This is a genomic window from Flavisolibacter nicotianae (genome assembly GCF_003628535.1).
Lineage (GTDB): Bacteria > Bacteroidota > Bacteroidia > Chitinophagales > Chitinophagaceae > Flavisolibacter > Flavisolibacter nicotianae.
In genome coordinates this window covers 43,110-69,715 of sequence record NZ_RBCI01000012.1, presented here as the reverse complement: position 1 = coordinate 69,715, position 26,606 = coordinate 43,110, and the positions used below count along the sequence as shown (strand labels likewise).

Sequence of the window (26,606 nt, the reverse complement as noted above, 5' to 3'; positions counted from 1 at the left end):
CAAAATTTTAGGCGCGAAATAATCAATGTAAGGCAATCAAAAGAGTACAAATTAGATAAACACCGAAATAATGAATTAACCCACCCAGAAAAAAGAACAAGATCAGCCGAAGGACGAAGAAACGTTTAGCGTATCTTTTATAAAAACTATACGCCGCAAATACCGCCCAGACCAAATAAAGAGCAACCTCTGTGTCGAAGTAAAAATTATAGGTTTTGTTCGCTGCGAAAAAGCAAGCAATTATCAAGAACAGCACATAAGAAATGTATGAAACGGCGAAATGATAAAACGTTACGACAACCACTTCTACATAGTTCAGTTTCGGACGTGCGAATACCAGCCATGCAGCCAGCGCAATAAAAGGTAATATAAGCGTTTCAATCAGGCATGTGTATTTTAAGTAAAAGGCAAAAATTTCACCACTACCTGAAAAGACGGACGCTGTGCGCAAATGTTCATTATGAGTAATGTGTTTCGCTGTTGCATACGTAATCAAACTGATGGCAATCCAAACCAATAAAAAAGCAACCGGCTTACTAAAGGATTTTCGTTTGCCTTCAAGGTATAGTTGCGGTAATGTTCCGGGCTGAAAGATAGCCATCCGGGTTGTTCTTAAAAATCCATGTTCGACATGTGTAAAAAAATGAAAGGCTTCTTCCAACAAACTTTTCCAAGTTACTCTTGAAACCGCAGTGGCTTGGCCGCAGTGAGAACAGTATTTATACGCGGCCTGTTTGCCGCAGTTCAGACAAATCGTTGATGCCATTGATTGGTTGCTTTTGTTCATTCAAGTTGAAGAGACAACTTACAAAAAAGTGAGGATTTACCACTGAACAGTCAGATAAAGACCTTTCGTTTATCCAAATTAAGTTTCGGCGCTTGTTAGCGAGTTGCACATAACTAATATGACTTGGCGAAGGGTGGGCATTTAAGTTCTTTCTGCTTGGTTTCCTTTATGCTTTTAGTGTCGTTATTTTGTTCAGCCTATGTTTGTTAGCCCAACTTTTGCCAAGCCATTTGTTATTGGATGGGCTACTTTGTCCGGCAAAATTTCTTCGACATAATACATGTCTATTTCCCCTTTGTTTTTTGCCTTGATTTTGCCTCGGTGCGAGCAACGAAAAACATCTTTTACCATCTCATAGGTCTCACCGCTGATGTTCACCTTGCCTGCTTCGCCGCTGCTTTCCATACGGGAGGCAATGTTCACCGTGTCGCCCCACACATCATATGCAAATTTCTTCACCCCTACAATGCCTGCCACCACAGGACCGGTATGAATGCCAATGCGTATTTCAAAAACATCTTTGCCCGCTTTTTTCCGCTCTTCTACTTGTTGCTCCATGTAGCGTTGAATTTCGAGTGCAGCGGTTACCACATCTGCCGCATTGGTTTTATTGGCAACCGGCAGCCCACCAACACACATATAGCTGTCGCCGATGGTTTTGATTTTTTCGATGTTGTACTTCGAGATAATGTGATCAAATGAACTAAAGGCGGCGTCAATTTCCGCCACCAATTCTCTTGGCGAGAGTTTTTCTGCGGTTTGCGTGAAGTCTTTAAAGTCCGTGAACAAAACAGTTACCTGCTCGAACAGTTTTGCTTCCGTACGCCCTTTTTCTTTTAGTTCTTCGGCCACTTCTGCAGGGAGAATATTAAGCAACAACTCATCGCTGCGCCGCTTCTCTGTTTCCACCACGGCCTTCTGTTTTTCAATTACTCGCTTTTGCTGGCTTGTGACACGGAAGCGGTTGAACATAAAGGCTCCAAAAATTACCAGGAGTACAATGCCGCCGTACAATGCATACCGCTTTGTTTGCTCTTGCCTCAGTTCGGCTTTTGCCACCGCTTCCCGTTTTTCCTGCTCCGCCTTTGCCAACGCTTTTTGTTGGGCAAACTGTGCATCAAAGGTTTCCACCTGCGCCGCTTTGCGGATTTCATCGCCCCGCAACTGGTTGCTTAACCGAACATATTCTTTGTAATGTGCGAGTGCTTCAGCCCCGTTGCCGCTGGGTGAGTCGACCTGAGCAGCCAGAAGCTGTGCTTTACTAATGGGATCCAAGGCATACTGCTTTTGGAGCAGTTTAAGCGCCTCGTGGCTGTACTGCTTTGCTGCGGTATGTTTCCCCTGATAAAGAAAACCCCGTGCTACTCCTAAATAAGCCCAAGCAAGGCCAGCTTCATACTTGAATTTTTGATGCATCCGTGCTTCCTGCAAATGATAAGCAGCCGCCTTTGCAAAATCTCCTTTTTCCTGGTACGTGTCGCCAAGGCCGCCAAGCACGCCTGCGATATAAAACTCTATCCGCGGAACATTTATTAGTGAAGCAGTATCTTTTTGTTTTCTTAATCCTGCCAGGCTTTTTTGATAGTGTTCAATAGATTTGGTATAGTCCTTTGCATCCTTGTAAACCTGCCCCATCCAATTATAAACGGATGGAACCCTATCGCGTAAATCCTTTTTGGCTTCTGCCAGCGCAATGACCTTTTGGTAGGTCTCCATCGTTTTGGGAGTGTTGGCCTGCTTGTAATAATAACCACCGAGGGCGGCGAGGCCAATATACAAATCGGTGGTGTCTTTTAACTCGTATAAAATGGGCAGGGCTGTTTGGTAATGTTGCAGGGCCTGGGCCGCCTCGTTGTTGTCCCGGTAGATGTCCGCCAGTTGCAGCAGGCAATAAGCAATGCCTTTTTTATACTTCATCTCTTTAGCGGTGGCAAGGCCTGTTTGAAGCGTTTCCAGGGCCTTGGAAAAATTGCCGGCGGAGAGGTAAAAATAGCTAAGACCTTGATACGCGTCCACAACACGGGCCGTGTCGTTTGCCTGCCGGGAGCTGGCGAGGCTCATCTGATAATAAGAAAGGTAACCAGTTGTGTCGTTTTTGTATAGCTTGTTGTAAGCAATTCTTATCTGTTGTTCTGCCATGCCCTTCCTGTCTTCAATTTCTGTATTAAGTTGCAGCAGTCGTTGGGCATGGGCAACTGAGATGTCAGCGTTCATGTTCCCACTTTCAGCAAAAAGCGAATCCAACCGCCTGTAAGCACGAATTAGTTGCATGACGATGGGTTTTCTTTCCGCCTTGCCCGCTGTTCTCTTCAGGAGGGCATCCGCGAGGCTGACGGCCGCTTCGGCGTGTCGTTGTTTTTCCTGTGCGCTGCCGACACTGGCCAACGCCAGGTGTAGATGCAATCGGGTTGTATCGTCTTTCGCCTTTTGCAGCGCTGTTTTTAGCGAGAGAACGGCCGTGTCCTGACAGAAGGAAGCCAGTTGTAAAAAGAAAAATGCTGCCAGCAGCAAAAACACCTTTTTCATAAACAGTCTGTTTTTGAAGGCTTGCACCTTTGTAGGAAGGTACAAAAGCTTATCCGATAACGTTTTACAGCTTTAAGAAGTAAGGGCATTTGGAAAACGTCAGCTTCATTCAATTTCTGCTACTCAATAAAGTTAACTTGTTCAACATTTAATCGTCACCTCTTACTTTTCAAAGCTGCTGTTGTGCGCCTGTGCCTTTTCCTGTTGCCAGTTTAGCCTCTTGCTGCTTTTGAGCCCTGCTTTTTCTCGCCGCCGCCGCCATCCGAATTTTGTTGTTCTTCACAGTCAGCTTGTGTGTCACCCAGTGTTCAATGCGGTGATGCATTGGTACCAATAATGCAGCAATGCAAACCATGATGAGCAACATCCAAAAGGGCGAATGATGCGTAAGCCCACCCAAGTAGGGATGGATAAGCAGGTTGATAAATTCGAACAAGATCAATAGCGCAACAATTCCTAAAAGCTTGATCAGCTTTTGGTTTACCACCACCGTAAGGCTGACAATAAAGAACACAATAAGAAAGCTGAACAGCCCAACTGCGATAGCGGCGTACTGGATGTTGTGAAGCCGTTCTTCCCTGGCCCTTTCTTCTTCCCGTAATTTCTCTTGCTGGCGCAGGCTCTCTTCCATACTTAGCGCCTGTAGCTTCTTTGTGCTTGCTTCGCTCTTTAGCGAATCATTTAAGGAGCGGGTAAGTTCGAGATAGGTAAGCGCACTGTCGGCATCAACCTTCCTCTTATACAAGTTGTAGAGCAATTCACTGGCAGCGGCTGCTGAACCCAAAAATTGCTTTTCCTTCGCTATGGACAGTGCCATCTTAGCGTAATGCATGCCGGAATCGGGTTGATTCAGGGAATTGAAGCTTTTTGCTAAATCGACATATTGTTGGGACAAAAACCTGTAGTCGCCTGCTTGTTTGCTTAAAATCGCTGCCTTTTTAAGGTAATCCTGTGCAGCGGCAGGCTTGCCCATAGCAAGATAAATTTCGCCCATCACAAGCATCGGAACACCGGTATTTGCTATGCCACCAAGTTTGACCGCCAGCTTATAAGCTTGTTGTGTATAGATGATAGCAGAGTCATACATCCTCAGGTTTTTGTATGCTTCGCCCATATTCACCAAAACAATGGAAAGACTGCGCTGGTTGTGCAACTGCTCCGCCATTGCTTTTGCCTGAAAGTAATATTGTAATCCCTGCCGCTCTTCCCCTTGCTGGTTGGAATGGATCACACCAATGTTATTGTATACTTTTTCCATCATTTGCCGGTCATTGATGTTTTCACTGACGAGCAATGACTGAAGATAAAGTTCAAGCGCCTTGGCTGGGCTTTCCATTGTAGAATAAGCATTTGCCATCGCGTTTAACCCAAACCCTTCTCCCTTTTTGAACCCAATTTTGCGGGATTGGCTGACGGCCTCAGATGCCATCAACAACATCGTATCAGGCGCCGAGCCGGCATAGGTGCCGCTCAGCTGGATTTGACGCAAAATGCGCAAAGTATCATCTTGTGAAAGGCGCAGGAGCGAACGTAAACTATCTCTTTCCGGGTTTTGTGAATGGACAGTACAAGCGAGCAACCACAAACCAACAGCGAGCCAGGCTCTCCTCATAGCAGTATCATTTTAGTATGAAATATAAGATGCTTTTACTTTGTATGAAGTCCAAAGATGATACCTTGGTTCATTTCGATCCGAGAGGATGAAACGGGCGAAACATTTGGCGGTCGGCATTACGCCCAACGTAAAATTGTTTATGAAGTTGTGGCATTTGTAAAACGTCAGCGTCAACTAACCACAAAAGCAGAATAGCGATTTACAGTTGAATGTTTGTCATTCTGCCACAATTTCATAAACACACTGTTGTGCGTTCGTTTGGTGGCAATTTCAAAGTGCCTTCGACAGCATCCGTTCACGAATAAATTTCACCGGAGCAGTGCCATAGCTTAGAAAGCGTTCGTGGAAGTCTTTCAACCGGTATTTGGCACCCATTTTTTTCTTGTAATCCTCACGCAGTGTCAATATCTCCGTAGCACCGGTGAAATAGTAACACAACTGGACCTCCGACAACGTTGCCCGCTGGTACTTTTCTTCCAATTCCGCTTCTTCTTGAAACGCTTCATTGCGCAATAGCTTTATCACATCGTCTTTTGAATAGTTGAGGCAATGAAGTCCATAGTCAACAATCACATTACAGGCAACCCGCAAACGCCACTTGTCATACATTAACTGCATTTCAGGCGAGTCGTTGCCCCATCCATTTTCGAGCATCATGCGTTCAGAGTACACCGCCCAGCCTTCTGCCATAGGTCCGTTTCGAAAGACAGACTTTATAATGTCAGGGGACTTGGTGTTATAGACTCCCTGCAAACAGTGGCCGGGAACACCTTCGTGGATCGTGAGGATTTGCAGCATGTAGTTGTTGTTCTCCCGCAGCATGCTCTCAGCTTTTGCTGGCGGCATTGCTGAAATGTCAGCAATGTTGTAATAGGCAGCTGTCGATTTAAGGTATGGAGAGGGGAAATCGGCAGAAGCCATTGCCACGCTACTTGAAAAGGCTGGCTTCTTTCTTACAATGATCGGTGCAAGGGTGTCAAAGTCAAACAAATCCTTTTGTACAATGAACCGCTTCATTGCTTTCAACTGGCTGTTCAGTGTATCAAACACATTCGCCTGGGCCACGTGGTGAAGGGATATTTTATCAATTACGGCTTTTATCAACAACAAACTGTCCGTTGGCTTCACAAGACCATTACCATATTTTGGCCATAATTGATTCGCCAGTTTAAACATATCTTGATGGTACTCGTTTTTTGCAACAATGGCTTTGTCGAAAATCTCCTTCGCTGTATAATCGGTGACGATTTCCCTCTGGAACTTTTGGTTGAATAAATCCGCTCCAATTCGGAAGCTTCGAAAAGAATAATTGCTGTCCGAGGCCATGCTCTTCAATGCTGCTATGTATTCCTTAATTGCTGTTTGTGCGCCATCGATGCGCCGTTGCAGAGTGTCTTTTTGCACAGGACTTAAATGAGAATCATTGATGGAATCTGTCAAGGCCTTGCCAAATACAGTTAGCGCACCCTCGTTCTGGCTGATGGCAGCTAAGGTGTGCTCTTTCGTGGGCCGGTCGAGAGTGTTCAAGGCTGCTTTGTAGTATTGACCGGCAAATTGCAGGAAGGCGGAAAGCGTTTCCAACTTCTTTTCAAGTGGCGCATAGTTCTGGGTGTATAACAGGTAACACTGGTTTCCGATGTTATAGCTCGCCGGGTTCCATTGGTGAATCTTTAGTGTTCCAATTTGCCATTCGAAAAGGCGCAGTTGGTTTTCAATAATGCGGTAGGATACCTGATTGTTTGCACTTAGTTTTTGGAAGGGTACTTTATGCAACGAGTCTATCCATTGTCTGAAAAAAGTAAGGTTGCCTTTGAAATACTGCTCGTTCGGTATCGCCGGCTTGTCATAATACTTGCCGTAGCCAAAATAAATGGCGTATTCAGGATAGCGTTTCCAACAGGCGTCCAGCAGCTGAACTTTGAAATCGTCGAAGCGTTTATCAATCTGGTTGTTTTGTGCTTGTACAGCTAAAAAGGCAAGGAGAGCTGAAAGAAGAAGTAATTTTCTCATGAGCATTGTTTGGTAAAAAGTCTTGAGTAAATGACGTACAACGTCGGACTGCTTACTGAAGTATCGGCATTGGCAGTTCTATCGTTGATTTATATTCTGAAGTAAACAAATTGTCCTTCGAATTCATAGTAGTACGTCAGCAGCTATTTCGGTAAGCAACTGTTAGCGGTATTAACAGCGATACCTATTGAGCTTTTGGCTTTAGTGGTGTAGAATGAAGCATTTTAATCTTCCAATCTTTTCCTTCTTTTACCAATACAGCACTTTCCAGCCAACGAACATTCATTTTCTGGCCATTAACACTCATGTCAGCCGTGTTGTTATAGGCCACCCATGCGATGCTTCCCTCAACTTCAGTTTGAATGAAATCCAAATGGTTGGTTCTGCTAAAATTCATTGTTTTTAAGGGGTTTAATTTATTGGCCAGGGTATCCATATTCCAAACAGCACCGTCTTCTAGCAGCAGGAAATCTTTCGTTGTGTATTGCTTCATCGTTTTTGCGTCCAGTGCTGCAATGCCGTCAAAAAAATTGTTGACTGCTTGGTTCACCTGCGCTTGCTCTCCAGTTTTTTGGGGTTGTGCTTTTAAACAAAAAGAAGCCGCAAAGAAAAGCAACGCGAATAAAAAAGATTTTCTCATAACAGTTGTTTAAAAGTGAGTGGTTGCCTGAGTTACCGCTAACGGCCAGGGCGTTTGTGACGGAGTGGATGTCTATGTTCCTTTCGCGTCACACATGCTTTGTCGTAGATCAGTGATTTGTTGTTCAATTTAGCACTTCAGCCACTCTTTTACAAACGTTCTGTTTTGTGCTGTTTTATTGTTCTATTAATCGGCGGTGGTAGTTGACTTGTCCCAGGTGATAGGTCAAATGCGTAGCCAAATGCATCAGCAGGTATCCGGTAGATGTTTTTTCTTCAAATACCAGTACCGGGTATTCGTTTGCCAAATCGCTTTCATCCAGGTTGTGGAGAGCTGCATTGACAACACGAATGGTGTCATCAATCTTATGGAGCAATTCTGCCCGAGGAACATTTTTTAATGAAAATTCCAAATCCCTGTTTCTAACGTAGCCAGTTTTGCCAATTTCCTTTCCGATATACGTATTCAGGTTGCCAACCAGGTGCAGACACAGGTTTCCCGCCGAGTTGGCAATGCTTCCTTCCCTCTTCCAGATGTTTTCTTCGTTCTTGTATAACACTATTTCTGCACGGAGCCTATTGAGGTCTCTGGTGAACAGCAATTGCAAGGTTTCAATTAACATTAAGCTTCACTTTTAAATACTCCTTCGAATACGGTTACCGCTTCGCCATAAATCAGCACGTTTCCATCAAGCAACTCTGTGGTCATTCTACCGGTTCTCACAGAAGATTGAAACGCGTTTAACCGGTACTTTCCCAACTTCACTGCCCAATACTTTGTCAGGAAGGTTTGCACCCCACCTGTGACCGGGTCTTCTGTCGTTCCAGCCCAAGGCCAAAAATACCGGTAATGAAAATCGTATTCCGAATCGTCAGACTGTGCCGTTACCAACACACCGTTTATGCCCGTATAAGACTGAAGCAAGGCTTGAAAGTCGGGCATTAAACTGGCCAGGGTCGCTGTGCCTTTTATTTCGATAAGAATGATTTTGTTTTTCGGACTATAGCGTGCGTTCACCATCTTTTCGATACCAAGCGCCTTCAACATAGCTGGTGGAACCTGGATTTCTTCCGTGTCATAAACCGGGAATCGCATGACAATCTTCCCTTCGGTTTTCCGGATTCTCAGTTCAACATTCTCAAAATTTAAGAAGCTAATCTGTGAAAGATCAGTGGTATCGAAAATGATTTTAGAAGCTGCTAATGTGGCATGCCCGCACAGCGGAATTTCCTTCTTTGGCGTAAAAAAGCGAATGCTGTATGCATCACCGGACAGGTTCCTGATAAAAGCTGTTTCTGAAAAGCCAATTTCGGTGGCGATGTTTTGCATGGTTGCACGATCAAGTTCCTTTTCGGCTATACAAACTGCAGCAGGGTTGCCTTTGAACTTTAGATTGGTGAAAGAGTCAACAAAATAGGTTTTCATCTTTTGGGGTTGTTAGAAATAGCACACAACGGTAAAGGCTTTATGCAGCAGGGATATTCAGGTTCTGCTGCTTTAGCCTTGTTCCTGGTGTAAAATAGTTATTCTTTTTTCAGCACATGCACTTCCGCCCCTGTTGCAAAAAGCTTTTGTTAGCCGCACGGCTTTAGATACCGAAGACTTCCACTCTTTGAAAGACAAACTTGTTGTCCTGGAACTTAAATGTCACCTTATAGGTTATGCCGTAGGCGTAATTTACGTTTCGTTTCTTTTTATTGTAGGAAACAGCATAGGGATTGAAAGACACAGAGAACTCACCATCTGCATATCGTAAAGGGAAAAGCCTGTAGAGTGTAAGGATTTTGTTGTTCTTAAAGTAAGCTGGGATGCTTTCAAATTTGAGCTTAATAAATTTCGTTGCTCCACTTTGTAGAAGCAGACTGTCCGTCATCCGATATTCATCTTCGATATAGATTGTGTCTATTTTCCTCCCTTCTTTGATCTGTACGTAGTTCAAATACTGTTTAAACGTTTGGTAGTAAACATTCGTTTCATTCAATCTGTTTGTGTTGTCTGCTGTCTGGGCAAGCAATGGTTCCGTGAAGAAAAGAAAGAACAAGAGTGGTAAGTACTTCATGACTAGTTGCGTGCTTACTACCAACGGATTAGCGCTTTAAGAAGGGCGGGTATTCAATGTTCTGTCGCCTCACTTTTGCATTGCCGTACATTATTGTTTTAAAGTTGAAAAGTAGCATTTCTGCCCGATTTTTTTAAAGCGCCTGTTAGCTGTAGTCTCACAACAATTCTTTCGGAATAAATTTCTCCAGAATAGGTTTTTGCTTCTCCTCTACAATAACAAAAGTCCAATTCTGCTTATCCGTTGAATTGGCGATAACATCTTTCACTACGAAGATTTTGTAGGTATCAGTTGCTGCGTCATAAGAAACATTGTTTTGTCCAAATTGCCTTGTTAAAGCGGCTTTTGTAGCTGCCGTGTCCTGCACCCTGCCATCACTTGATTTGAAATGCATCTTTAAAAAATTAGAGTATTGCATCTTAACGAAATTGTCCCTGTTGATGATTTTACTGTCACCAACAGAAACAACGACAGGATTTTCAATGCTAAAATCTAAAGCTGGATTATTGTACGTCTTCTCAATTACAGCGACTAATTGCGGCTTAGGAATGAGCTTAAAGAACCCAGGATTGATATACTCAGTGGACTTTGCAAAATCCTTTTCGATGAGGAGGTTGGTGTAACGCAAGAACTGTGCTTTTATGCTGTCCTTGTATGCCTGGGCAGAAAGAGTGGTTGAAAAAGCAACGAATACAAAAACAATAAACGGTCGCAACATAAACATATTTTGAACTTAAGATTACAGCTAACAATTATTATCCAAATTAACATCACTCTCCGCAAACCTGTTTTCCACGTTTAAAAATATGATTTTCAGCTGCAGCCTACCTGCCTATTTGGGGTATCCAGATTCACAAACAGGCCTAGTATGTTCGAATTAAAATACTCCCAAAAGGCAGGTCCCCCTATAAGTTAAGTCGATCGAGGGGGCTTTGGATGCTCCCGACCATCAGCCGGCTGACATGCGTGTAGAGCATGGTGGTCACGAGGCTCTGGTGCCCCAGAAAAGATTGGATATACCGGATGTCCGTTCCAGCCTCCAAAAGATGTGTGGCAAAACTGTGGCGCAGCAGGTGGATGCTGCCTTTTTTGTAAATACCCGCTTTTTGCTTCGCCTCCCGGAGTACTGCCTGGGCATCGTGCGGGTTGTAGGCTTTACCAGCTTCCGGTTCAAACAAGTAGACCTGGTCTTGTCAGCCCTGGGCACTAGAAACGCTCCTCAATAGCGCCAAAACGCGTGAAAATGACGGGGTCCTGCTCCAACGAGACAGGGCAAAGCGCTGCTACGCCTCAGTCACAGGGTGAATAAAGCGAAAACGGCAAGCGGACAAGCGCCATGGTTTTGATTGGGGCCACTTTCTTGCGGAACTCCTGGTCACGCCGCACCAACGCCAGTAGCTCCGGAGGGCCAATTGTCCGCAATCGATCACAAAAGTATCCTGGCCGACCCACCCGGGAAATACCCCCTTTGGGGAATGCCCCACCGCTCCCCGGACTAGGGCGCCTGCAGATCAGCTACCTCCAAGGCAAGGCTCTTTCTGCGCCAGGCACCTGGGAAGGCCATCGTTTCGCCACATTGCGCGAGTTGGCTCCTTAGCGGGGTTGAATTTCACGTCCGAATGCCTTGTGGTTTTCAAAAAAGCATTGCATTACATCATTTCTTTCAATAGAACAATCAGCGTGTTCCCTCCACTTGATTCTACACCATTGACAGATACGAGAGCATAGATCTGCGCTCTGTCATCGGATACTAATCTTCTATAGTTGTAAAAACAAAAAGGTGTTTATCTTCGAAGACATTCTTAAAACGGGCCGAAACGACGCAAAACGCGGGTAGTTCACCCTCGTGTCACCTATTTCTTTTTTGCAAGTGTATTTCACTGTCATAGAATAACTTATTCCAAAAGGTTCAGGTCCGGCAGGATCCACATTGATAGTAAGCAAATAAGGTGCAGTTGGAACTTCTTAATCACCGAAAGTTGCGCTGCTAAAGAATTCCAACAGTTTAAAACCATGGAAGAATTAGGAATGACCGACTGTTAAATTGGCCCAGGCTTGCAGATAGGCAACGCTAAACAATCATTTTATTCTACCGTTTGCAATCCCGCTTTTAAATGAAAAATTGACGCAGAAAGTGCATGACGCTCCTATCATGTCCGCTCAAAGAACTGGAATGCTTAGAGCCAGGTTCACCTTTGCATTACCAAAGCAAGGGAGTGAGTATCGAATCTGCGTTTCCTATTCTCGCCTTCCAGTCATCGATGGCAAATTCGGGCGATTCCACCTACGGTGTATCGAAGGTGGAATCGCAAAACTCAGCCTCTCACAATTGTGAAAACGAAATAGTCGGTATTCTGTACGGCAAGAGATTGGATACAAAATGACACAGCACTGGAGACAACTATTCACGATCCCAGAAATACGATCTGTGCTTTACTTCATCATGATGCGCCGGGTACGCGAACTTAAAAACGCCTGTATCTCAACACTGTTTTGCAGTTCCCCGTCAAGTGAAACAAATTTCTTAGCCAAGTAGCCGTAGTTTTTTGTCATCAGTAAGAACCAGATCTGGAAGTAATCGAGCCCGCTAAAAACAACCGCTCTGTTCGCCCTGTACTTATCGATATTCTTTAAAAAATCAGCCGGCATCTCCGTCCAATGCATGGCCGACCGCAGGTGATGACCGATGTGGTAGCCGTCGTTAAAACATTTTTTGTTATACACCGTATTGATACAGGTGATACTGTTGGTGTAAATATTATCGGGCTGCGCTTTATCAATAAAAGCATGTTGTGCCCAATTGCCCGCCATCATGGAAAAACGAGTGAACAGCAAGGGGCCAATAAAAACAACCAGCGTTGCCGTTAGGTTATAAAAGCAAAGGGCCACCATCAAAAGTATATAAATAGTTTCGCCGGTCAGTACCCTCCAGGCAAACTTATGCCGGTTCTTTTTGCTAAAATAGAATGAGAGGTGCAGCACCCCGAAAAAATAAAACTGAAGTAGGTAATGTAAGAAGGACCGGATGCTGTCGCGCCGGTACTTCATGGTGGAGCTTAAGTCCTCTTCCAGGTTATTTTCTGCATGGTGCATCGCAATATGATGATGGAAATATGTTTCAGGTGTCTCACCAAAGAAAAGCCCCAGGAACCAATGTATGTATTTGGTAAGAAAGGAGTACTGCTTTTTAAACAGCTTGCGGTGACAGGTATTGTGTAGCATGAGAATGTACGGCCCAAGGAAAAAAATATATAGCCCGGTATACGCCAGGTAAAAAAGCCAGTGAATGCCTTGGGCAAAGAAAAGAACCAGCGCAAATGGAACAACCGTGAACGTAATTTTCAGGGTGAGGTAAATAAAGGGAAGATCTCTTTTATCATTTATGAACCTCAGTATAAAGTCATCAAACAGGCTTGTGCGGTCGTTTGGATGATAAGTAGGGTCGGTTATTGTAATTGTCATATATGCTGATCAAGTTTTACAAAAAATATTTGTCGGTAGACCAGTCAAAGATTCATGCCAACCAAGGCCGAACCATGGAACTAGAAGGACCTTTCTACAATTACCGAGCTGATTTCGATAGTGTTGAGGTGAGAGAATGGGGAAGAACTTGGCATATCCTGTGGCAAAAGTTGTTGTTTAAGCTAAAGCAATCACAACCTGGAAGAATAGGTGAAACAAAGACAGTGTATTTGCGTTCCACGCAGGTATCGTCAGTGAATTTGGGCCTGTCGGTTGCGTAAAAAACAAAGGCTTATAGAAATAAGTCTTTTGATGTATTCGAGCTTGCCATAAACCCATCGGTTCAATCCTTGCCAAGGTACTTTCCATTCATATCAAAAATTAGGTCTTTCCGGTTAATTTCTGCCTCGTAGGTTTGCGTTCCTCTCGCGTCAGTTACCTTGCCCGCTTCCTTAATTTTTGCGCCGTTGAAATGTGCCTTCACATAAGTCACCACAGAGGCTGGCAACTCGCTTATTTCAATCGCATTGACAATTTCAACAAAATTGCCTGCGTGTGTAAACATTGCCGAATTATCCTCGCCGGATTTACCGCCCCAATTGGCCTCGTAGTTTCCTTTTTCTTTTTCCCAGGTCACCTTGGCGGCTTGGGGATATTTTTTTGTAAACGAAGTTTTGACAGCCGCAGGAACAGAAATTCCTTTTTGTGCATTAGCTACCAGGATTGCCAACAAGAGTACGGTCATACTGATTAGCTTTTTCATGAGATTTTTAATTAAGGCATAAACCTACCCGGTGATTCTGTAGAAATTTTGGCGTTGATGGGTAACGTGACCGTATTCACAGTTTATTTATGTTAATGAACCGGTAATTACTTTCCTGGCAATTTGAAATGCACCGTCAATACTCTGTACTCAGCCCGGAAAGTCATTGAATAGTGAATCTCTTGTCACGCCTTTCTCCCATTGAACATCAATGGCAAAATCGAGCAATGTGCCCTTCTATATTACATAAGCTTTGTTTCTGAAGAAAGAGCTATTATCATTGAAACAGTTCTCAAAACGACCCAATTGATGCTAAACGCGGGTAGTTCTCCCTCGTGTCACCTATTTTGAATTTGCATATGAAATTCACTGTCATAGAACAACTTATTCCAAAAGGTTCAAGTCCGGCAGGAGCCACGTAAGTAGTTTCAAAATCAGTCAATCCCTTGCATGGTAAATAACAAGCACCGCCTCTGCCTGTCAGCAAACACCCAATTTGTTATACAGCAGGTTTTTAATTGAAGAAGCTCTGAGCACGCTTATCTTCTATTGAACATAAATGGCAGAATCAATAGAAAAGACCTTCGGTGTAACGAAGGTCTTCTCACAAAACTTCATTTTTTATGATAGTCTACACCGAAATGTGGGTACCCCGCAATTAACCCTACACGAGATTGACTACTGGCATGAACCAATTCCTACCCGACAAACTTCATGCGGACGGCTTGTTGTTTTCTTTCAAGTATTCTTCAATGACAATCTTCCTCTGCTTCATCATTACTTTTGAAGCGTTGGGTTTGCTCATAAGTTCACCCAAATTCTTTGGCAACACTTGCCATCGAAGTCCGTATTTGTCGATGCACCAACCGCATTGCGATTCCTTTCCTTCGGAAGTAAAATAGACCCAATACTTGTCAATTTCAGTTTGGTCTTCACAATAGAGCACAAAAGATACAGCGTCATTCAGCGGATGATGTTCTTTCGCCGTGTTCAGAAAGACATAGTTACTTCCAAAGATGGTCACCTCACACATTTCGCTTTTCCCGCTCGGGGTGTCGCCAAGCGGCACGATTTTACCATGCGAAAAGTCACCGGAAAAAATGTTTCCGTAATACGCGATAAGATTTGCAAGACTGCCTTCATCAGCAGTAAACCATATGTTTGGGACGATTTTGTTCTTTTTCATGGATGTATTTTAAAGTTTGCTAAAATGTGCTTTTCGCCAAAGCTGTCTCATAAATCAGTAATCCTGTTTTTACAATGCTTACAGGCAGAGAATGGTCCGAAGAAGGCCATGCACCCTAAATCCTCAGATGAAACGAAGCACACACTAACAGGAGTACTACCTTTTAATAATGTTGGTCACCCTTGCCTGGCTTTTACTTTTGAAGCGCATCCTTCTTATTCCAATTCTTCACAATCAAATTTGTGCCATTTTAGCAAGCCTGTTATTTTGCGAACGACATCCTCTTCGCTGTCAATGCGCAAAATCTTATCGCAGTCATCGAGGTCAAAATTCCATTTTGCTGCCGGTAACAGGTTATCAATGTGTGGTGCCAGGGCCTTCGCCTGAAGCCTTGTTCTAACAGATGTTTTGAAAACGTAAATCATTTCCCGGATAAGGTTGCCAGCAGGTTTTCCAGGTTGTTCAATGACATTTTCATTCCCTTCGTGAAGCCATCAAGGATTCGCTCCATCCTTTCCAGGGATTCATTGTAAATAGAGATGGTCACTTTTGTTGTACCGTTCTGCTCACTGAACGTATGATCCCATTCAGAACCCGGTAATTCGGGGTTTTCGTCTTTGTCGGCAAAAGCATTGTACATTTTAAAGTTGGTCTTTGGTGTAATGGAAGTATATTCCTGAATGGCCCAACGTTCCCCGCCGTCGGGGCTGATCATCGCATAGAATCGTTTGCCGCCGACTTTAAAATCCTGGTATTTTGTTTTGGCTGTCATGGGGTGAGGTGGCAACCATTGGTCCAAAAGTTCCGCTTTGGTAAACGCATCCCAAACCAATGAAAGTTCAGCGTCAAATTCCCGGGTGATGTTGACCGTTTTTGCGGCTTTGTCAACGGTGAAATCAAAGACTAAGGTGTTGCTCATTTCTTCTGTTTTTTTATGGTTGATAATACATTGTCAAGTTGATTGAATCGGGTTTCCCAAAGTTTCCGGTATTGACTAAGCCAGTTGTCAACCTCTTTCAATTTTTGGAGTTCGAGTGAGTAGTAAATCTCCCGGCCTTGTTGTTCTTGCTTTACGAGTTCGCATTCGGTTAAAATGCGGAGATGTTTAGAAACTGCTTGTCTTGTCGTATGGAAGTTCTCGGCAATGGCGTTGGGCGTCATGGCCTGCAACGCCAGTAAGGCGATGATGGCCCGCCTCGTTGGGTCAGCGATTGCTTGAAAAATGTCCCGTCGCATGTTGCTTAAATTTTTTGCTTATGAAACCAACTGGTTGCAAATATATACGCAACCAGTTGGTTTCGCAAATTTATTTCAGTGTAGCTGATTAAATTTTTTCACCCAATATAAACGTTTGCCAACACCATCAACCGACCAACGTTTCACCTTACTAATTTCTCTTGCCTTACGATTGATACACCAAAAAACTTTCGGTATATCGGGATTGTAATGAGTTTAACTTTCGTTCAGCAACATCCAGGACGTTCCAAATTTGTCACGCAGCATGGCAAAGCGATTGGCAAAAAATGTCTTCTCCATCTTCATAAAGATTTCGCCACCCTCAGAAAGCAGGGCATAGACTTCTTCTGCCTTCTCGGCCGTATCAAATCGCAGGGTGAGGTAAGCGCTGCGCATCGGCTCAGCATTTGGGACGTCGGCGCCCCTCACAATTGTACCGCCAATCTCCACGATGGCATGAAGAATCGGTTTCGTCCATTCTATCGGAAAATGGGGAGGCGGTTGCTGATGCGCAGCCATCATCATGATCTTACCTCCAAGGTGCTGTTCGTAAAACTGAACAGCTTTTTCACAATGCCCCGGGTAGTTGATGTAAATGTCAAGTGCGATGGATTGTTCGGTCTGCATGATTATAAATTTTATTCAGTGCATTTAAGAAGCGGTTGACTGAATGGCAAAACATCTGGCAGGTTTACGTACGTTACTGCTACACGTCGTACCGGTCACAAGTACCGCAGCCATCGTTTCTCCCGGTGTTGTTCTTTGTACTGTCCATACCATTTGCACAGTGGATACAGGGCCGCCACCACTACGAGCCAGATCAGATAAACCCATCCAAGTTCAACGCCGCTTGTGCCCTTCGGCCGGCCAAAGTTGGTTCCAAATACGAGGTCAGACGAGTGATATCCCTGCAGAAAAACAATCAGAAACATGATCGGGTGAATAATGTACCAGTGAACGAGGAAATAAAACAGTGGCACTTTGCCGTAAACAGTTGTGATCCTGGCAAACGCATTTGTCAGGCCCTCTGCAAGCGCCAGCAGCAAAAACATGCACCCCAATGTTACCAGCGTGAACTCCAGGGAAGGCGGATACTTGGTAACGTTCATAAAGGAAAGAAAAGTGAAAACTCCATTTTTCTGCGAACTCCATGGCACAGGGTCGCCATAGATGTTAAAACCACGAACAACAAGAAAGAAAGCCAGCGAGATAGCTCCAGATTTCAGGAAAATGGCTCTCCGTTTCTTTTCCGTGTTTTCAAACAAGCGACCTGCTGCAAAGCCGGTTAAAAGGATGCCCAGCCATGGAATGGGTGGATAGCCCATTATAAACAGCCGACCTTCATCAAAAGGAAAAGCAGCCGGTCCGAAAAGCGGCATTAAGACCTGCTTGAAAAAGGAACTTTCTGGTAAAGGAACCAGCGGCGCCAGGTCATGAAGAAAAATAATCGTGAAGCCAATGATGGCGATGGTTTTTACAGATGCCTTTATCAATAAACTAAGAACAATAAATCCAACTCCAATGGCTGCAATGACATCAAATAGCAACACATTAAAATGAATGTCGAACCACACGCCGAAGTTAACCAAGGTAAATTCCAGGATCACCAGCCAAATTCCCCTTGTCAGCAGAAACCGCCTGGAAGCAGCGACGTCCACTTGGCCTTTAAAGGAAAGATAAGCGGAGGTGCCAGCCAAAAAGACAAAGGTAGGCGCACAGAGGTGGGTAATCCACCTTGTGAAAAAAAGCAGAGGAGTCGTAGTCAGGAGATTGGTTGGCTGTTGGCTTATAGAGTCAACATGAATCAAATCACGGGTATGGTCCAGGGCCATAATAATCATCACAATTCCTCTTACAATATCAATGCTGCGAATACGGTTCATGCTGCTGTTTTTGATGGGCTGGGTTTAGTTTTTCTTTTCTGACAAGGCAGGATTTAGCAAGCGCAACGCATTGGATACAGCCTGGTGAAGAATTGTCCCATGGTCCTCGTTTGGCAGGTAATCGAACCAAACCGAAACAGCCTTGCTTTTGGTTCCTTTTAATTTATCAGCCAACAGATTGGCATCCACTTCCATGACGCGTGGATTGTCGCCGGGAACCAGCCCTTCTTTTCCAACGCCGACATAAATCTTCGTCCTTAGTGAGAAGCTTTTGTTTAGCAACAACGGTTCCCCTGCCAGCAGCGAGCCGTTGTCCCACCACAGGCTTGGTGATACAATGATGTATTGATTGAACAATTGCGGCTTTTTGAACAAGATCTCCGTTGCCAACAATCCACCCAATGACTGGCCAATGATTGTTTTGGAGCTGTTGACATTGAATTTTCTTTCAATAAAGGGCTGAAGCTCCTTTTCGATAAATGAAATGAAATTGGCGGAACGACCGGCCGTTTGGTACTTTTTCCGGTCTTTTTCAATGGTGGTTGGGAAGGTAAAATCCCGACGCCTGTCGACGGTTGCAATGCCTACCACAATGGATTGAGGCACCCGGCCTACCCACAGAAAGCTGTTGAACTGGAATAGTCCTGCAATATAAATGAAATCCTCGTTCGCCGACCCATCCAGTAAATAAACAACCGGGTACCTTGTCGTGTCGGCTTTTTGATATCCTTCCGGAAGATAGATGTTCAAAACCCGCTTCTCCCCCAGTACGTCCGATTTCAATTCTTCGATAACACCAAGAATAAACGGTCTGCCGGTTTCAGTTGTCTTCGAACCATTGTTTTGCGTGTTCCCGTGAAGGGCAAGGAAGAGCAAAGTGATAATGAAAAAATGTTTCATAGTTAAGTGTTCCTGTACGATTTGATGAAAGACTGTCAGCGCCGATGGCGACTTTTTCGTTCATTAGTACAGATTTATTTCGCCAATCTACTGACCGATTGAGTCGGTGTTATAACTATTCATTGAACAACACACATTATCCTACAGAAAACTGTTTTCGTGGAAAAGAGATGACATTAGGTAAGGCTATTCTTTGGTTCCTTCCAGGACTTCCATCACCTGCTCTTTGTAATTTCTTCCAATTGGCAGCAGCTTACTGCCGATTTCAACGTCAGTCGCAGAAAAGGTTTCAATCTTATTCCTGGCAACAATGAATGACCGGTGTATGCGCAGGAAATGATGACGGGTCAGAAGCTCTTCGATTTGGTTTAACTGGAATTTAGTCAAAATGGATTTATGCGGTGTGGTGATGCGGATATATTCCTTCAGGCTTTCGATGTACAGAATCTCATCCAGGAAAATCTTCACCATTCTTTTATTGACGTTAAAAAACAGGTATGCTTTTTCTTCGGAAACCGGAACGGAACGGTGAGCATGGCTAGTGACCTGAATCGCCTGTTGCAGTTTGTTTACGGCCATCAAAAAGCGGGGCCATTCAATGGGTTTTAAAAGGTAATCCACCACGTTCAACTCATATCCCTGCAGGGCATATTCCTGGTAGGCCGTTGTAACGATGACTTTCGGGGGATGCTGCAATGTCCTGATAAAATCAAGGCCTTTCAGCTTTGGCAGATGAATATCCAGGAACATAAGGTCAATCGTTTGCTTTTGCAAGATCTCCAGCGCATAAATAGCATCGACGCACTTGGCCTTCAATTCAAGAAACGGAACCTGGTTGATATAATCTTCCAGCACTTCCGCAGCCAGGGGCTCATCTTCCAGAATAAGACAACTGATTTTTTTCATGCGCTTTTAAATTAACGAAAAGTGAAACGCTAAAAAGAGCGTCTTCGTTGTTGACCTGCAGGCTGTAGCCCGGGTACATTAGCTCCAGCTGCCGCTTTACGTTTCTCAACCCGATGTTTTCATTTACGCCATTCGACCCCGATTTTTCCTTCGTGTTCTCTATTGTAAAAGCCAGGCTGCCGTTTTGAACAATCAGCTCAATGTGAATTGATGAATCAAAATGACTTTCTCCAGGACCATGTTTAAATGCGTTTTCTACAAAAGGAAGCAGCAGCAACGGTGAGATTTCTTCATTGCTGTTGTCTATTTCCCGGTAAAAGTTAACCGTCAGCCGGCTGTTGTACCGGAGCTTTTCCAGTTCAATATAATCATCCAGTATCTTTACCTCCTCTCCAATTTTTATCAATGGCTTTGCACTCTCGTACAGCATAAACCGCAGCAGCTTGGATAATTTCATCACCACTTCAGGCGTCTGGTCGGATTTTTTCCTTGCCAGTGCATAGATGTTGTTCAATGTATTGAACAAAAAATGCGGATTGGTCTGGTTGCGAAGAAATTTCAACTCTGCCTCCAGTTTCTCCCGCACCAGGCTTTTTTCTCTTTCCCTGGCAGCAGCCTGCAGCCGCACTTGTTTGATGACAATGGCTGCACCCGAAACAAACCCGATATCCATCAGTGCCACAAGAAGTCCCAATGGGTAAAAGATGGTATGACCATCATTCCAGTGATAGATAAAAGGATTGACAACATACACCACGAGTGTCCTGTAAAGGAAGATGGTGAACAGTAGGGCAAAAACAGCCGTAACGATGCCTCTCTTGTAATCAGCCCTGCTGGCCAATTGTTTCAGTAAGACCCAAAGAACAAAATAAGTGAACAATAATTTTGGCAACAGGATGACCAGGCAGTTGACAGCAGCGAAGGCAAAATCAATTGGAGTAGGCTTTGGCAGCCGGGTCAAATTCACAAAAAAAATCAGGAGCACATCCTGAACAAAATAAAGGCTCCAGAAAGCCAGGTGTAAGCCGATTTTTTTCATGAGGAATTAAATTTCAGCAAAAAAGACACATCGATACAACAAATCTGCAAACAACTCTCCCGAAAGCATAAACAGCATTCTTTTTTGTTCAACGAAGAACAGTATCTAAAACGAAATTTGGCTTATTGCCTCTCCAAAGTTCTTCAGACCCGGATACGACTTTTTTCCACAGTATTACTGGGCCAACTGGCTTTCGCGACTTTGTTCTCTGGGTGCTTGTTTGTTTGTGAGAGCACCAATGCCACCCCGCAGAAAAGAAGGGCATCAAAAGCACTAACGATGGCATTTCCGTTTCCGGCAGCAGGATTCGCAATAGCGCCTGGAACATGAACGAGAAAGAACCAAAGGAAAAGCATGGTGGCCAACAACAAGGCAACTGGCTTTAAAAACAGCTTTAAGGCGATAGTAAAGCCAGCTCCGATCAGGGCAACGCCTCCAAAATAGGTCCAGAATTCAGGCATGCCCAACCACTTCGGTACCATTAGGGAAATAAACTGGCTGTACGCAAAATGGCAACACCCAAAGAGGAACATGGTTGTGCAAAAGAACAATCGTCCAACGGGAGCCAACTTTGCAATTAACAGATTGAACGAATGCCCTTCCCGGCCTGATGAGATTTCCTTTTTGTAAGAACCGGCGAGGACAAAAGCACCTCCGCAAAAAGCCAGTTCTTTCAGCAAATCACCCCATGACCCAAGATGAGAAAGTTTGTGCGGGTAAATAAACAGCAAGTAAGGAATTTGGCAAGTGAGGATAAGCACAAAAAAATAAAGTCCAACGTACAGGCAGACATTCCCTGGCGCCAGGGATTTCGTCTTCAACATGCCGGTGATCACTCCTCCCAACAGGACCATGGCAAGTCCCGTGACAATGGCAAAGACACTGTGTTGGTGTGCCCAGAAAGGAAAGGCCGGGAGTATCTGTGGTCTGAAATCTAAAATAACCAATTGCTGTATCCCGTAAGCGATGATGCCTGTTCCGTAAAAGATCTGTCCTGTTTTTAGAAGTGCATTCATGTGTGCTGATTTCGTGAAGAACAACCAGCAATCAAATTCACCAAAAAATCAGTTTGAGAAGTGAAAACTCAACGAACAACAACTTGCAACACACAGACAACCCTTATCATTTCAGTTCTGCTTTGACGCTTCACCTAAACGTCCTGTCCAGTACAGCTTCGCCACACTGATTTAACAATTGAATTGCCGCAGATGGTGGTCGATGTGTTTATAGGCCATGCGGCCGGCTTGCTCCGCAGTGAGCTTACCAAAAAATGGATGGACAAAGCCGGCGTTCTGCCGTCTGCCGTGTTCTGCAAGAAGGTTGATCCATTCAGCTTTTGCGGCTGCGACATTGCCGCCTCCTTTTATTCTGAACGAGGGAACCGTCGGTAAGTTCCGCTTCATCGGTTCATCTTTCAGCATATCCTTCAAGGCTATTTTCCCAAACAGACGCCCAAGAAGAGACTGGCGGTATTGTTTTTTGCCCAGCAACATTTCTTCCCAAAGAATGCAGTGTTTCAGCATCTGACAGACACTCATTTTACCCCATTGGGCTGTGCTATCTTCACTAAGTGAATGAATCCTGTGGATCACCTCTTCTCTTGTTGATTGTTCAAAAACTGACTTCATTTGAAAGGAATTGGTTTGTTGCAACAAACATATTTTTTATCCTCCAGATTGATGCTGTTTGAAAGCGACAAAAGAAAGGCTGACTGCGACAAACAAAGCAGCACAACGAATTTGTTGAAAGCAGGAATACCACTGGTCATACCACGCCTTGCGGTCAATTCATTAACTCAAATCTATCCTTGTTGTATTTACTACGATATTCCAGAGGAGATAAACCTGTTATCCTCCGGAAGACGTCACGAAACGCTTTTGGATCTGTATAACCAACGTCATACATGACTTCATTCACATTTTTCCTGGTAGCCTCAAAAGCTTTTTTTGCCGCTTCAATTCTCACCCGTTGCAAGTATTCGACAGGCGTATTGCCAGTGGCTTTTATAAATCTCCGGTCAAAGTTTCTTCTGCCAACTGCATACGTAGTGGATAACCGTTCCATTGATATTTTTTCATTCCAATGGCTTTCGATATAAGCCTGTGCCTGCTTTATCACTTCATCACCGTGTGATTTCAGGCCCTTGAATATGATGAAAGGTGACTGACTTTGCCGGTCCATCTCAATCTGGAAGACTTTTGAGCAGTAAATGGCGGTTTGCCTGCCATAATATTTTTCCACCAGGTAAAGGATCAAATTCAAAAAAGAATAAGCGCCGCCACTGGTATAAATTCCTTTTTCGTCAGTGATCAGTTTATCAACCTGCAAATGCACTGCAGGAAACATCTTCCTGAAACTGTCAGTCACCGCCCAATTGGTGGAGCAGATGCCACCATCAAGCAAACCGGAAGCAGCCAGTAAAAAGGCGCCGGTGCAAATACTGGCAACCTCCGCGCCATTTCTGTATTGCTGTTCAATCCAACGGACCAGTGGCACGTTTCTCTTCACTGCTTTTTGATAATTGTGATTCAGGGAAGGAATGATTATGAGATCGGTCTTCGCGATGGCTGAAATATGTGTATGCGGTTTTACGGAAAACAATCCATCATGGTATTCCACCTTCTTAGCAGTACCGGCTACTTCAATTTTAAACAGCGCTCTTCCTCCTGATTCCTTCTGGTAAGCATTGGCTCTTGTAAATATTTTATAACTGCCAACGATGCTGCTGATGTTGTTTCCTTCTCCTTCAGGTACAACGATGGTGAGATGCTTCATGCAAGAACTTTACGCAAAAATAAGCACATGCCCTGTCCAAATCAACCCGTCAGAATGTCCATTTCACCACCACTTAAAGCCATAAATGGGAGGTAAGTTTACATCTGATATTTAAAGAGAAATAACAAAATAGGAATCAATAAAACGTAACTCATGGTCAGCATCATTCATCGCATCGGTATCAGGTCAGCGCAAGACAAGGTTTACAACGCCCTATCAACAATAGACGGTCTTGCCAACTGGTGGACAGAAGAAGTGGAAGGTGAGGAAAAAAAGGGCGGAAGGATCAAATTCACGTTCCGCACAAAGGAAGGCGAGGTAAAAGGGCAAATGGTAATGGAAGTAAAGGAACTGAATCCACCAAATAATGTAAAGTGGCAATGTGTTGATGGGCCTGATGAATGGATCGGAACGGATCTTACGTTTGATCTGTCACAACAGGACGATCAGACGATCATCGTATTTGGACACAGGAACTGGCAGGAAGCCATTGAGTTCACTGCGCATTGCAGCATGAAGTGGGCCGTGTTCCTTTTAAGCCTTCGGGATTATGTGGAAACAGGCAAAGGGAGACCTTCACCCGATGATATTAAAATTGATAACTGGAATTAAATGCAAAAAATGAAAAGCCAGGATTTCACGACCACCATTTTGGTGGAACGCACACCGGAAGAAGTGTACAAGACCATCTTAAATGTAAGAGCATGGTGGTCGGGATTATTTGATGAAAAGTTTGAAGGAGCCTCCGAAAAAACAGGAGATGAATTCAGCTTTCGTGCTGGTGGCGGGGTTCATCACACAAAACAGAAACTGGTAGAACTGATACCAGGAAAAAAGTTGGTTTGGCTTGTGACAGATGCAAGTCTCAGCTTTGTAAGAAAAAAAGATGAATGGAAGGGAACGAAGATGTGTTTTGAGATTTTTCGCCAAGAGGACAAAACCAAAATTGTTTTCACTCACGCTGGGTTAGTTCCAGAGTTTGATTGTTACGACACTTGCGCACCGGTATGGACACAATACATACATGAGAGACTTGCGGAGGCATTGCGTTCCGGAGTGACAGTTGTGGATTCTCCAAAAACGACGCTTTCATAATACCAGCCCGGCAAGTTATTGAATAGTGGATCTCTTAGATGATTTCCTCGTTGAACATCACTGGCAAAATAGAGCAATGCGACCTTCGGTGTATCGAAGCTTTTGTTTCTGGAGAAAGAGCCATTATCTTCGAGACAGTTCTCAAAACGAGCTGAAACGAAGCAAAACGCGGGTCGTTCACCCTCGTGTCACCTATTTCTTTTTTGCAAGTGTAATTTACTAATCAACAACTACTTACCTGAAAAGATTCAAGTCCCTCAGGATCCACAGAGTAAGTTTCAAAATCAGTCAATCCCTTGCACCGCAAGATGTAAAACATCTTCCGGCGCTTATTGCGCCAAACCAATTTGCTTCATGAATGACTGGTTGTCCCAATGCAAATATTCTTCAATCATTTTTCCATCTTTCCAATGGCCAATGGTAGACATGCTCAATTTAAATTTTTTGCCGGTGGGTTGAATGACCTTTCCATTACCCAAGTCCATCGGTTTTGAGAAGGTGCCTTCCATTTCGCCAATAACGGCCGTCCAGTCGCCGCTTCCAAATTTTACGGGGTGGCTGGTAATCTTCGTATCTGGTGCGAACGCAAACATCGGTGTCAGCATATTTATATGGTTGGGATATAAACCCGTAGTAACTGTTCCGTCAGGATAATATACTTTGATGTTCTCATCGTGGCTTATAGCAAAGCTGTCCCATTTTTGATGGCTGTAAAATTGAAAGTCGAGACTATCAAAACGTCTCAGTCTTTCCTGCGTTAGTTGATCGTTGTTTGTCGAAGCTGTGTTATCAGTTTTTGTATTGTCAGCGTTAGTTTCTGATTTCCGATTGTCATTGCAAGACAATAGCAAAATGCCTGCAAGCATTGCTGAAAAAACGAAGCCGAAGGTTTTCTGTTTCATTTTGTTGGTTTTATTGTTAAGTAAAAATGCTGTAGACTTTAACGGGCAATTTTTAATTTATTCACCATCTCCGATGTAAGGCTATCTGCATAGACACCGTAAGCATCTACTATGGTACCTTTCAGTCCATCCTTTGATGATATCGCATAAATAATGGCATTGTCATCCGGGTTGCTGGCACCTTCAAAACGATAAAACTTATCGATCACGAATTCTTCCGGATATAGCTTTATATCGGGGGACACACATTCTACACAATCCGGTTTCAGGTTGAAGTCTAAGACATAGCCCTCCTCTTTCAGTGAATTGAGGGTATCAAAAACAGTTGAATAGGTATTCATGTTAAATCTTTTTTGAAGATTGCTTAGGACGAGTCATCTTTTTAAACTTGGCATTAATAACATTACACTGAAGTTTTTGCATTGAAGGCATCTATTACCCTTGATGAAAAAATCAAAGCGGCTCCGGCATTTACCGCTACGGCTACACTCAGTGCTTCAATAATTTCTTCTTTGGTGGCACCCTCTTTAATGGCAGCATCCGTGTGTGTTACAATACAACCATCACATTGTCGGGTAACGGCTACCGCTAAGGCAATTAGCTCCCTTACTTTTGGGCCAAGTAAATTGGTAGCATTTCCTGCGTTGCTAAGTCCGCGGTATCCTTTCAATATCTCGTGGTTGGCTCTGCCTATCTCCGCATTGTTGGAAGCAATTTGCTTTTGATATTCATTCCAGTCTAGCATCATGGTTGAAAAAATTAAGGTTAATAAAATAAATACTGCGCATACAATATACCGGTCAATGCAGCTTTGCGGTTCCG

General features: G+C 44.0%; 28 protein-coding genes. 2 read left to right on the top strand and 26 right to left on the bottom strand.

Translation table 11 applies throughout. From position 1 onward, the window contains the following. Positions 1 to 22 precede the first annotated feature (22 nt). The 23 genes from D6024_RS21825 to D6024_RS21705 form a co-directional block, all read right to left on the bottom strand. Positions 23 to 766, bottom strand: coding sequence for a DUF3667 domain-containing protein (locus tag D6024_RS21825; protein WP_162944930.1), 744 nt, complete (start codon positions 764 to 766; stop codon positions 23 to 25). A gap of 213 nt (positions 767 to 979) precedes the next feature. Next, positions 980 to 3,313: an adenylate/guanylate cyclase domain-containing protein gene (locus tag D6024_RS21820; protein WP_162944929.1), complete on the bottom strand. Its 2,334-nt coding sequence runs from the start codon at positions 3,311 to 3,313 to the stop codon at positions 980 to 982. A 169-nt stretch (positions 3,314 to 3,482) separates the two neighbouring features. Further along, on the bottom strand, positions 3,483 to 4,925 hold the full coding sequence (locus D6024_RS21815) for a tetratricopeptide repeat protein (RefSeq protein WP_121356942.1): 1,443 nt from the start codon (positions 4,923 to 4,925) through the stop codon (positions 3,483 to 3,485). A gap of 273 nt (positions 4,926 to 5,198) precedes the next feature. Then, positions 5,199 to 6,938, bottom strand: coding sequence for a DUF885 domain-containing protein (locus tag D6024_RS21810; protein ID WP_162944928.1), 1,740 nt, complete (start codon positions 6,936 to 6,938; stop codon positions 5,199 to 5,201). A 184-nt stretch (positions 6,939 to 7,122) separates the two neighbouring features. Continuing rightward, positions 7,123 to 7,578, bottom strand: a complete 456-nt coding sequence (locus tag D6024_RS21805) for a nuclear transport factor 2 family protein (protein ID WP_121356940.1) — start codon at positions 7,576 to 7,578, stop codon at positions 7,123 to 7,125. A 175-nt stretch (positions 7,579 to 7,753) separates the two neighbouring features. Then, positions 7,754 to 8,200, bottom strand: coding sequence for a DinB family protein (locus D6024_RS21800; protein ID WP_121356939.1), 447 nt, complete (start codon positions 8,198 to 8,200; stop codon positions 7,754 to 7,756). After that, entirely contained in the window at positions 8,200 to 9,003 is an 804-nt protein-coding gene (locus D6024_RS21795) for a PhzF family phenazine biosynthesis protein (protein ID WP_121356938.1), read from the bottom strand. Before D6024_RS21795 ends, D6024_RS21800 begins: the two co-directional genes overlap by 1 nt. Before the next feature lie 791 nt (positions 9,004 to 9,794). Beyond that, entirely contained in the window at positions 9,795 to 10,355 is a 561-nt protein-coding gene (locus tag D6024_RS21785; RefSeq protein ID WP_121356936.1) for a hypothetical protein, read from the bottom strand. 187 nt (positions 10,356 to 10,542) lie between these two features. Beyond that, a complete protein-coding gene (locus D6024_RS21780; RefSeq protein WP_121356935.1) occupies positions 10,543 to 10,815 on the bottom strand; it encodes a tyrosine-type recombinase/integrase in 273 nt (90 codons plus the stop codon). A gap of 1,255 nt (positions 10,816 to 12,070) precedes the next feature. After that, positions 12,071 to 13,099, bottom strand: a complete 1,029-nt coding sequence (locus D6024_RS21775) for a fatty acid desaturase family protein (RefSeq protein ID WP_121356934.1) — start codon at positions 13,097 to 13,099, stop codon at positions 12,071 to 12,073. Between the two features lie 343 nt (positions 13,100 to 13,442). Further along, a complete protein-coding gene (locus D6024_RS21765) occupies positions 13,443 to 13,862 on the bottom strand; it encodes a PepSY-like domain-containing protein (RefSeq protein WP_121356932.1) in 420 nt (139 codons plus the stop codon). Positions 13,863 to 14,574: 712 nt separating this feature from the next. Then, positions 14,575 to 15,048, bottom strand: a complete 474-nt coding sequence (locus D6024_RS21760; RefSeq protein ID WP_121356931.1) for a VOC family protein — start codon at positions 15,046 to 15,048, stop codon at positions 14,575 to 14,577. Positions 15,049 to 15,263: 215 nt separating this feature from the next. Beyond that, positions 15,264 to 15,473, bottom strand: coding sequence for a hypothetical protein (locus D6024_RS21755; RefSeq protein ID WP_121356930.1), 210 nt, complete (start codon positions 15,471 to 15,473; stop codon positions 15,264 to 15,266). Further along, a complete protein-coding gene (locus tag D6024_RS21750) occupies positions 15,470 to 15,967 on the bottom strand; it encodes an SRPBCC family protein (protein ID WP_121356929.1) in 498 nt (165 codons plus the stop codon). The genes D6024_RS21755 and D6024_RS21750 overlap by 4 nt, the downstream gene beginning before the upstream one ends. Next, positions 15,964 to 16,284 carry an ArsR/SmtB family transcription factor gene (locus tag D6024_RS21745; RefSeq protein ID WP_121356928.1) on the bottom strand — a complete coding sequence of 107 codons (321 nt, stop codon included), beginning with the start codon at positions 16,282 to 16,284 and terminating at the stop codon, positions 15,964 to 15,966. The genes D6024_RS21750 and D6024_RS21745 overlap by 4 nt, the downstream gene beginning before the upstream one ends. A gap of 216 nt (positions 16,285 to 16,500) precedes the next feature. After that, entirely contained in the window at positions 16,501 to 16,911 is a 411-nt protein-coding gene (locus tag D6024_RS21740) for a VOC family protein (RefSeq protein ID WP_121356927.1), read from the bottom strand. A gap of 95 nt (positions 16,912 to 17,006) precedes the next feature. Beyond that, positions 17,007 to 18,167: a DUF1624 domain-containing protein gene (locus tag D6024_RS21735; protein ID WP_121356926.1), complete on the bottom strand. Its 1,161-nt coding sequence runs from the start codon at positions 18,165 to 18,167 to the stop codon at positions 17,007 to 17,009. A 24-nt stretch (positions 18,168 to 18,191) separates the two neighbouring features. Next, the gene (locus D6024_RS21730) at positions 18,192 to 19,067 is read right to left on the bottom strand and encodes an alpha/beta hydrolase (protein WP_121356925.1); all 876 of its coding nucleotides are present in this window, start codon (positions 19,065 to 19,067) and stop codon (positions 18,192 to 18,194) included. A gap of 186 nt (positions 19,068 to 19,253) precedes the next feature. Further along, positions 19,254 to 19,973, bottom strand: coding sequence for a LytR/AlgR family response regulator transcription factor (locus tag D6024_RS21725; protein WP_121356924.1), 720 nt, complete (start codon positions 19,971 to 19,973; stop codon positions 19,254 to 19,256). Next, a complete protein-coding gene (locus D6024_RS21720; RefSeq protein ID WP_121356923.1) occupies positions 19,939 to 21,012 on the bottom strand; it encodes a sensor histidine kinase in 1,074 nt (357 codons plus the stop codon). The genes D6024_RS21725 and D6024_RS21720 overlap by 35 nt, the downstream gene beginning before the upstream one ends. A gap of 143 nt (positions 21,013 to 21,155) precedes the next feature. Continuing rightward, on the bottom strand, positions 21,156 to 22,052 hold the full coding sequence (locus tag D6024_RS21715; RefSeq protein WP_121356922.1) for a DoxX family protein: 897 nt from the start codon (positions 22,050 to 22,052) through the stop codon (positions 21,156 to 21,158). Positions 22,053 to 22,199: 147 nt separating this feature from the next. Beyond that, complete coding sequence (locus D6024_RS21710) at positions 22,200 to 22,640, bottom strand: DUF1569 domain-containing protein (RefSeq protein ID WP_121356921.1); 441 nt, start codon at positions 22,638 to 22,640, stop codon at positions 22,200 to 22,202. A 154-nt stretch (positions 22,641 to 22,794) separates the two neighbouring features. After that, on the bottom strand, positions 22,795 to 23,787 hold the full coding sequence (locus tag D6024_RS21705; protein WP_121356920.1) for a GlxA family transcriptional regulator: 993 nt from the start codon (positions 23,785 to 23,787) through the stop codon (positions 22,795 to 22,797). 153 nt (positions 23,788 to 23,940) lie between these two features. Here D6024_RS21705 and D6024_RS21700 point away from each other — a divergent pair, with 153 nt between their 5' ends. Further along, complete coding sequence (locus D6024_RS21700) at positions 23,941 to 24,399, top strand: SRPBCC family protein (protein WP_121356919.1); 459 nt, start codon at positions 23,941 to 23,943, stop codon at positions 24,397 to 24,399. After that, the gene (locus tag D6024_RS21695) at positions 24,400 to 24,882 is read left to right on the top strand and encodes an SRPBCC family protein (RefSeq protein WP_240410118.1); all 483 of its coding nucleotides are present in this window, start codon (positions 24,400 to 24,402) and stop codon (positions 24,880 to 24,882) included. A gap of 329 nt (positions 24,883 to 25,211) precedes the next feature. On the opposite strand, the gene D6024_RS21690 is transcribed toward D6024_RS21695, so the two are convergent. The 3 genes from D6024_RS21690 to D6024_RS21680 form a co-directional block, all read right to left on the bottom strand. Continuing rightward, a complete protein-coding gene (locus D6024_RS21690; RefSeq protein WP_205573347.1) occupies positions 25,212 to 25,784 on the bottom strand; it encodes an ester cyclase in 573 nt (190 codons plus the stop codon). Between the two features lie 38 nt (positions 25,785 to 25,822). Further along, on the bottom strand, positions 25,823 to 26,125 hold the full coding sequence (locus D6024_RS21685; protein WP_121356918.1) for a phosphoribosylpyrophosphate synthetase: 303 nt from the start codon (positions 26,123 to 26,125) through the stop codon (positions 25,823 to 25,825). 62 nt (positions 26,126 to 26,187) lie between these two features. Further along, positions 26,188 to 26,532: a carboxymuconolactone decarboxylase family protein gene (locus D6024_RS21680; protein ID WP_205573346.1), complete on the bottom strand. Its 345-nt coding sequence runs from the start codon at positions 26,530 to 26,532 to the stop codon at positions 26,188 to 26,190. Between the last annotated feature and the right edge of the window lie 74 nt (positions 26,533 to 26,606).

Excerpts from the sequence above, each read along its gene's own strand:
- D6024_RS21825 (WP_162944930.1), bottom strand. The coding sequence starts at position 766 with ATGGCATCAACGATTTGTCTGAACTGCGGCAAACAGGCCGCGTATAAA.
- D6024_RS21820 (WP_162944929.1), bottom strand. The coding sequence starts at position 3,313 with ATGAAAAAGGTGTTTTTGCTGCTGGCAGCATTTTTCTTTTTACAACTG.
- D6024_RS21815 (WP_121356942.1), bottom strand. The coding sequence starts at position 4,925 with ATGAGGAGAGCCTGGCTCGCTGTTGGTTTGTGGTTGCTCGCTTGTACT.
- D6024_RS21810 (WP_162944928.1), bottom strand. The coding sequence starts at position 6,938 with ATGAGAAAATTACTTCTTCTTTCAGCTCTCCTTGCCTTTTTAGCTGTA.
- D6024_RS21805 (WP_121356940.1), bottom strand. The coding sequence starts at position 7,578 with ATGAGAAAATCTTTTTTATTCGCGTTGCTTTTCTTTGCGGCTTCTTTT.
- D6024_RS21800 (WP_121356939.1), bottom strand. The coding sequence starts at position 8,200 with ATGTTAATTGAAACCTTGCAATTGCTGTTCACCAGAGACCTCAATAGG.
- D6024_RS21795 (WP_121356938.1), bottom strand. The coding sequence starts at position 9,003 with ATGAAAACCTATTTTGTTGACTCTTTCACCAATCTAAAGTTCAAAGGC.
- D6024_RS21785 (WP_121356936.1), bottom strand. The coding sequence starts at position 10,355 with ATGTTGCGACCGTTTATTGTTTTTGTATTCGTTGCTTTTTCAACCACT.
- D6024_RS21775 (WP_121356934.1), bottom strand. The coding sequence starts at position 13,099 with ATGACAATTACAATAACCGACCCTACTTATCATCCAAACGACCGCACA.
- D6024_RS21765 (WP_121356932.1), bottom strand. The coding sequence starts at position 13,862 with ATGAAAAAGCTAATCAGTATGACCGTACTCTTGTTGGCAATCCTGGTA.
- D6024_RS21760 (WP_121356931.1), bottom strand. The coding sequence starts at position 15,048 with ATGAAAAAGAACAAAATCGTCCCAAACATATGGTTTACTGCTGATGAA.
- D6024_RS21755 (WP_121356930.1), bottom strand. The coding sequence starts at position 15,473 with ATGATTTACGTTTTCAAAACATCTGTTAGAACAAGGCTTCAGGCGAAG.
- D6024_RS21750 (WP_121356929.1), bottom strand. The coding sequence starts at position 15,967 with ATGAGCAACACCTTAGTCTTTGATTTCACCGTTGACAAAGCCGCAAAA.
- D6024_RS21745 (WP_121356928.1), bottom strand. The coding sequence starts at position 16,284 with ATGCGACGGGACATTTTTCAAGCAATCGCTGACCCAACGAGGCGGGCC.
- D6024_RS21740 (WP_121356927.1), bottom strand. The coding sequence starts at position 16,911 with ATGCAGACCGAACAATCCATCGCACTTGACATTTACATCAACTACCCG.
- D6024_RS21735 (WP_121356926.1), bottom strand. The coding sequence starts at position 18,167 with ATGAACCGTATTCGCAGCATTGATATTGTAAGAGGAATTGTGATGATT.
- D6024_RS21730 (WP_121356925.1), bottom strand. The coding sequence starts at position 19,067 with ATGAAACATTTTTTCATTATCACTTTGCTCTTCCTTGCCCTTCACGGG.
- D6024_RS21725 (WP_121356924.1), bottom strand. The coding sequence starts at position 19,973 with ATGAAAAAAATCAGTTGTCTTATTCTGGAAGATGAGCCCCTGGCTGCG.
- D6024_RS21720 (WP_121356923.1), bottom strand. The coding sequence starts at position 21,012 with ATGAAAAAAATCGGCTTACACCTGGCTTTCTGGAGCCTTTATTTTGTT.
- D6024_RS21710 (WP_121356921.1), bottom strand. The coding sequence starts at position 22,640 with ATGAAGTCAGTTTTTGAACAATCAACAAGAGAAGAGGTGATCCACAGG.
- D6024_RS21705 (WP_121356920.1), bottom strand. The coding sequence starts at position 23,787 with ATGAAGCATCTCACCATCGTTGTACCTGAAGGAGAAGGAAACAACATC.
- D6024_RS21700 (WP_121356919.1), top strand. The coding sequence starts at position 23,941 with ATGGTCAGCATCATTCATCGCATCGGTATCAGGTCAGCGCAAGACAAG.
- D6024_RS21695 (WP_240410118.1), top strand. The coding sequence starts at position 24,400 with ATGCAAAAAATGAAAAGCCAGGATTTCACGACCACCATTTTGGTGGAA.
- D6024_RS21690 (WP_205573347.1), bottom strand. The coding sequence starts at position 25,784 with ATGAAACAGAAAACCTTCGGCTTCGTTTTTTCAGCAATGCTTGCAGGC.
- D6024_RS21685 (WP_121356918.1), bottom strand. The coding sequence starts at position 26,125 with ATGAATACCTATTCAACTGTTTTTGATACCCTCAATTCACTGAAAGAG.
- D6024_RS21680 (WP_205573346.1), bottom strand. The coding sequence starts at position 26,532 with ATGATGCTAGACTGGAATGAATATCAAAAGCAAATTGCTTCCAACAAT.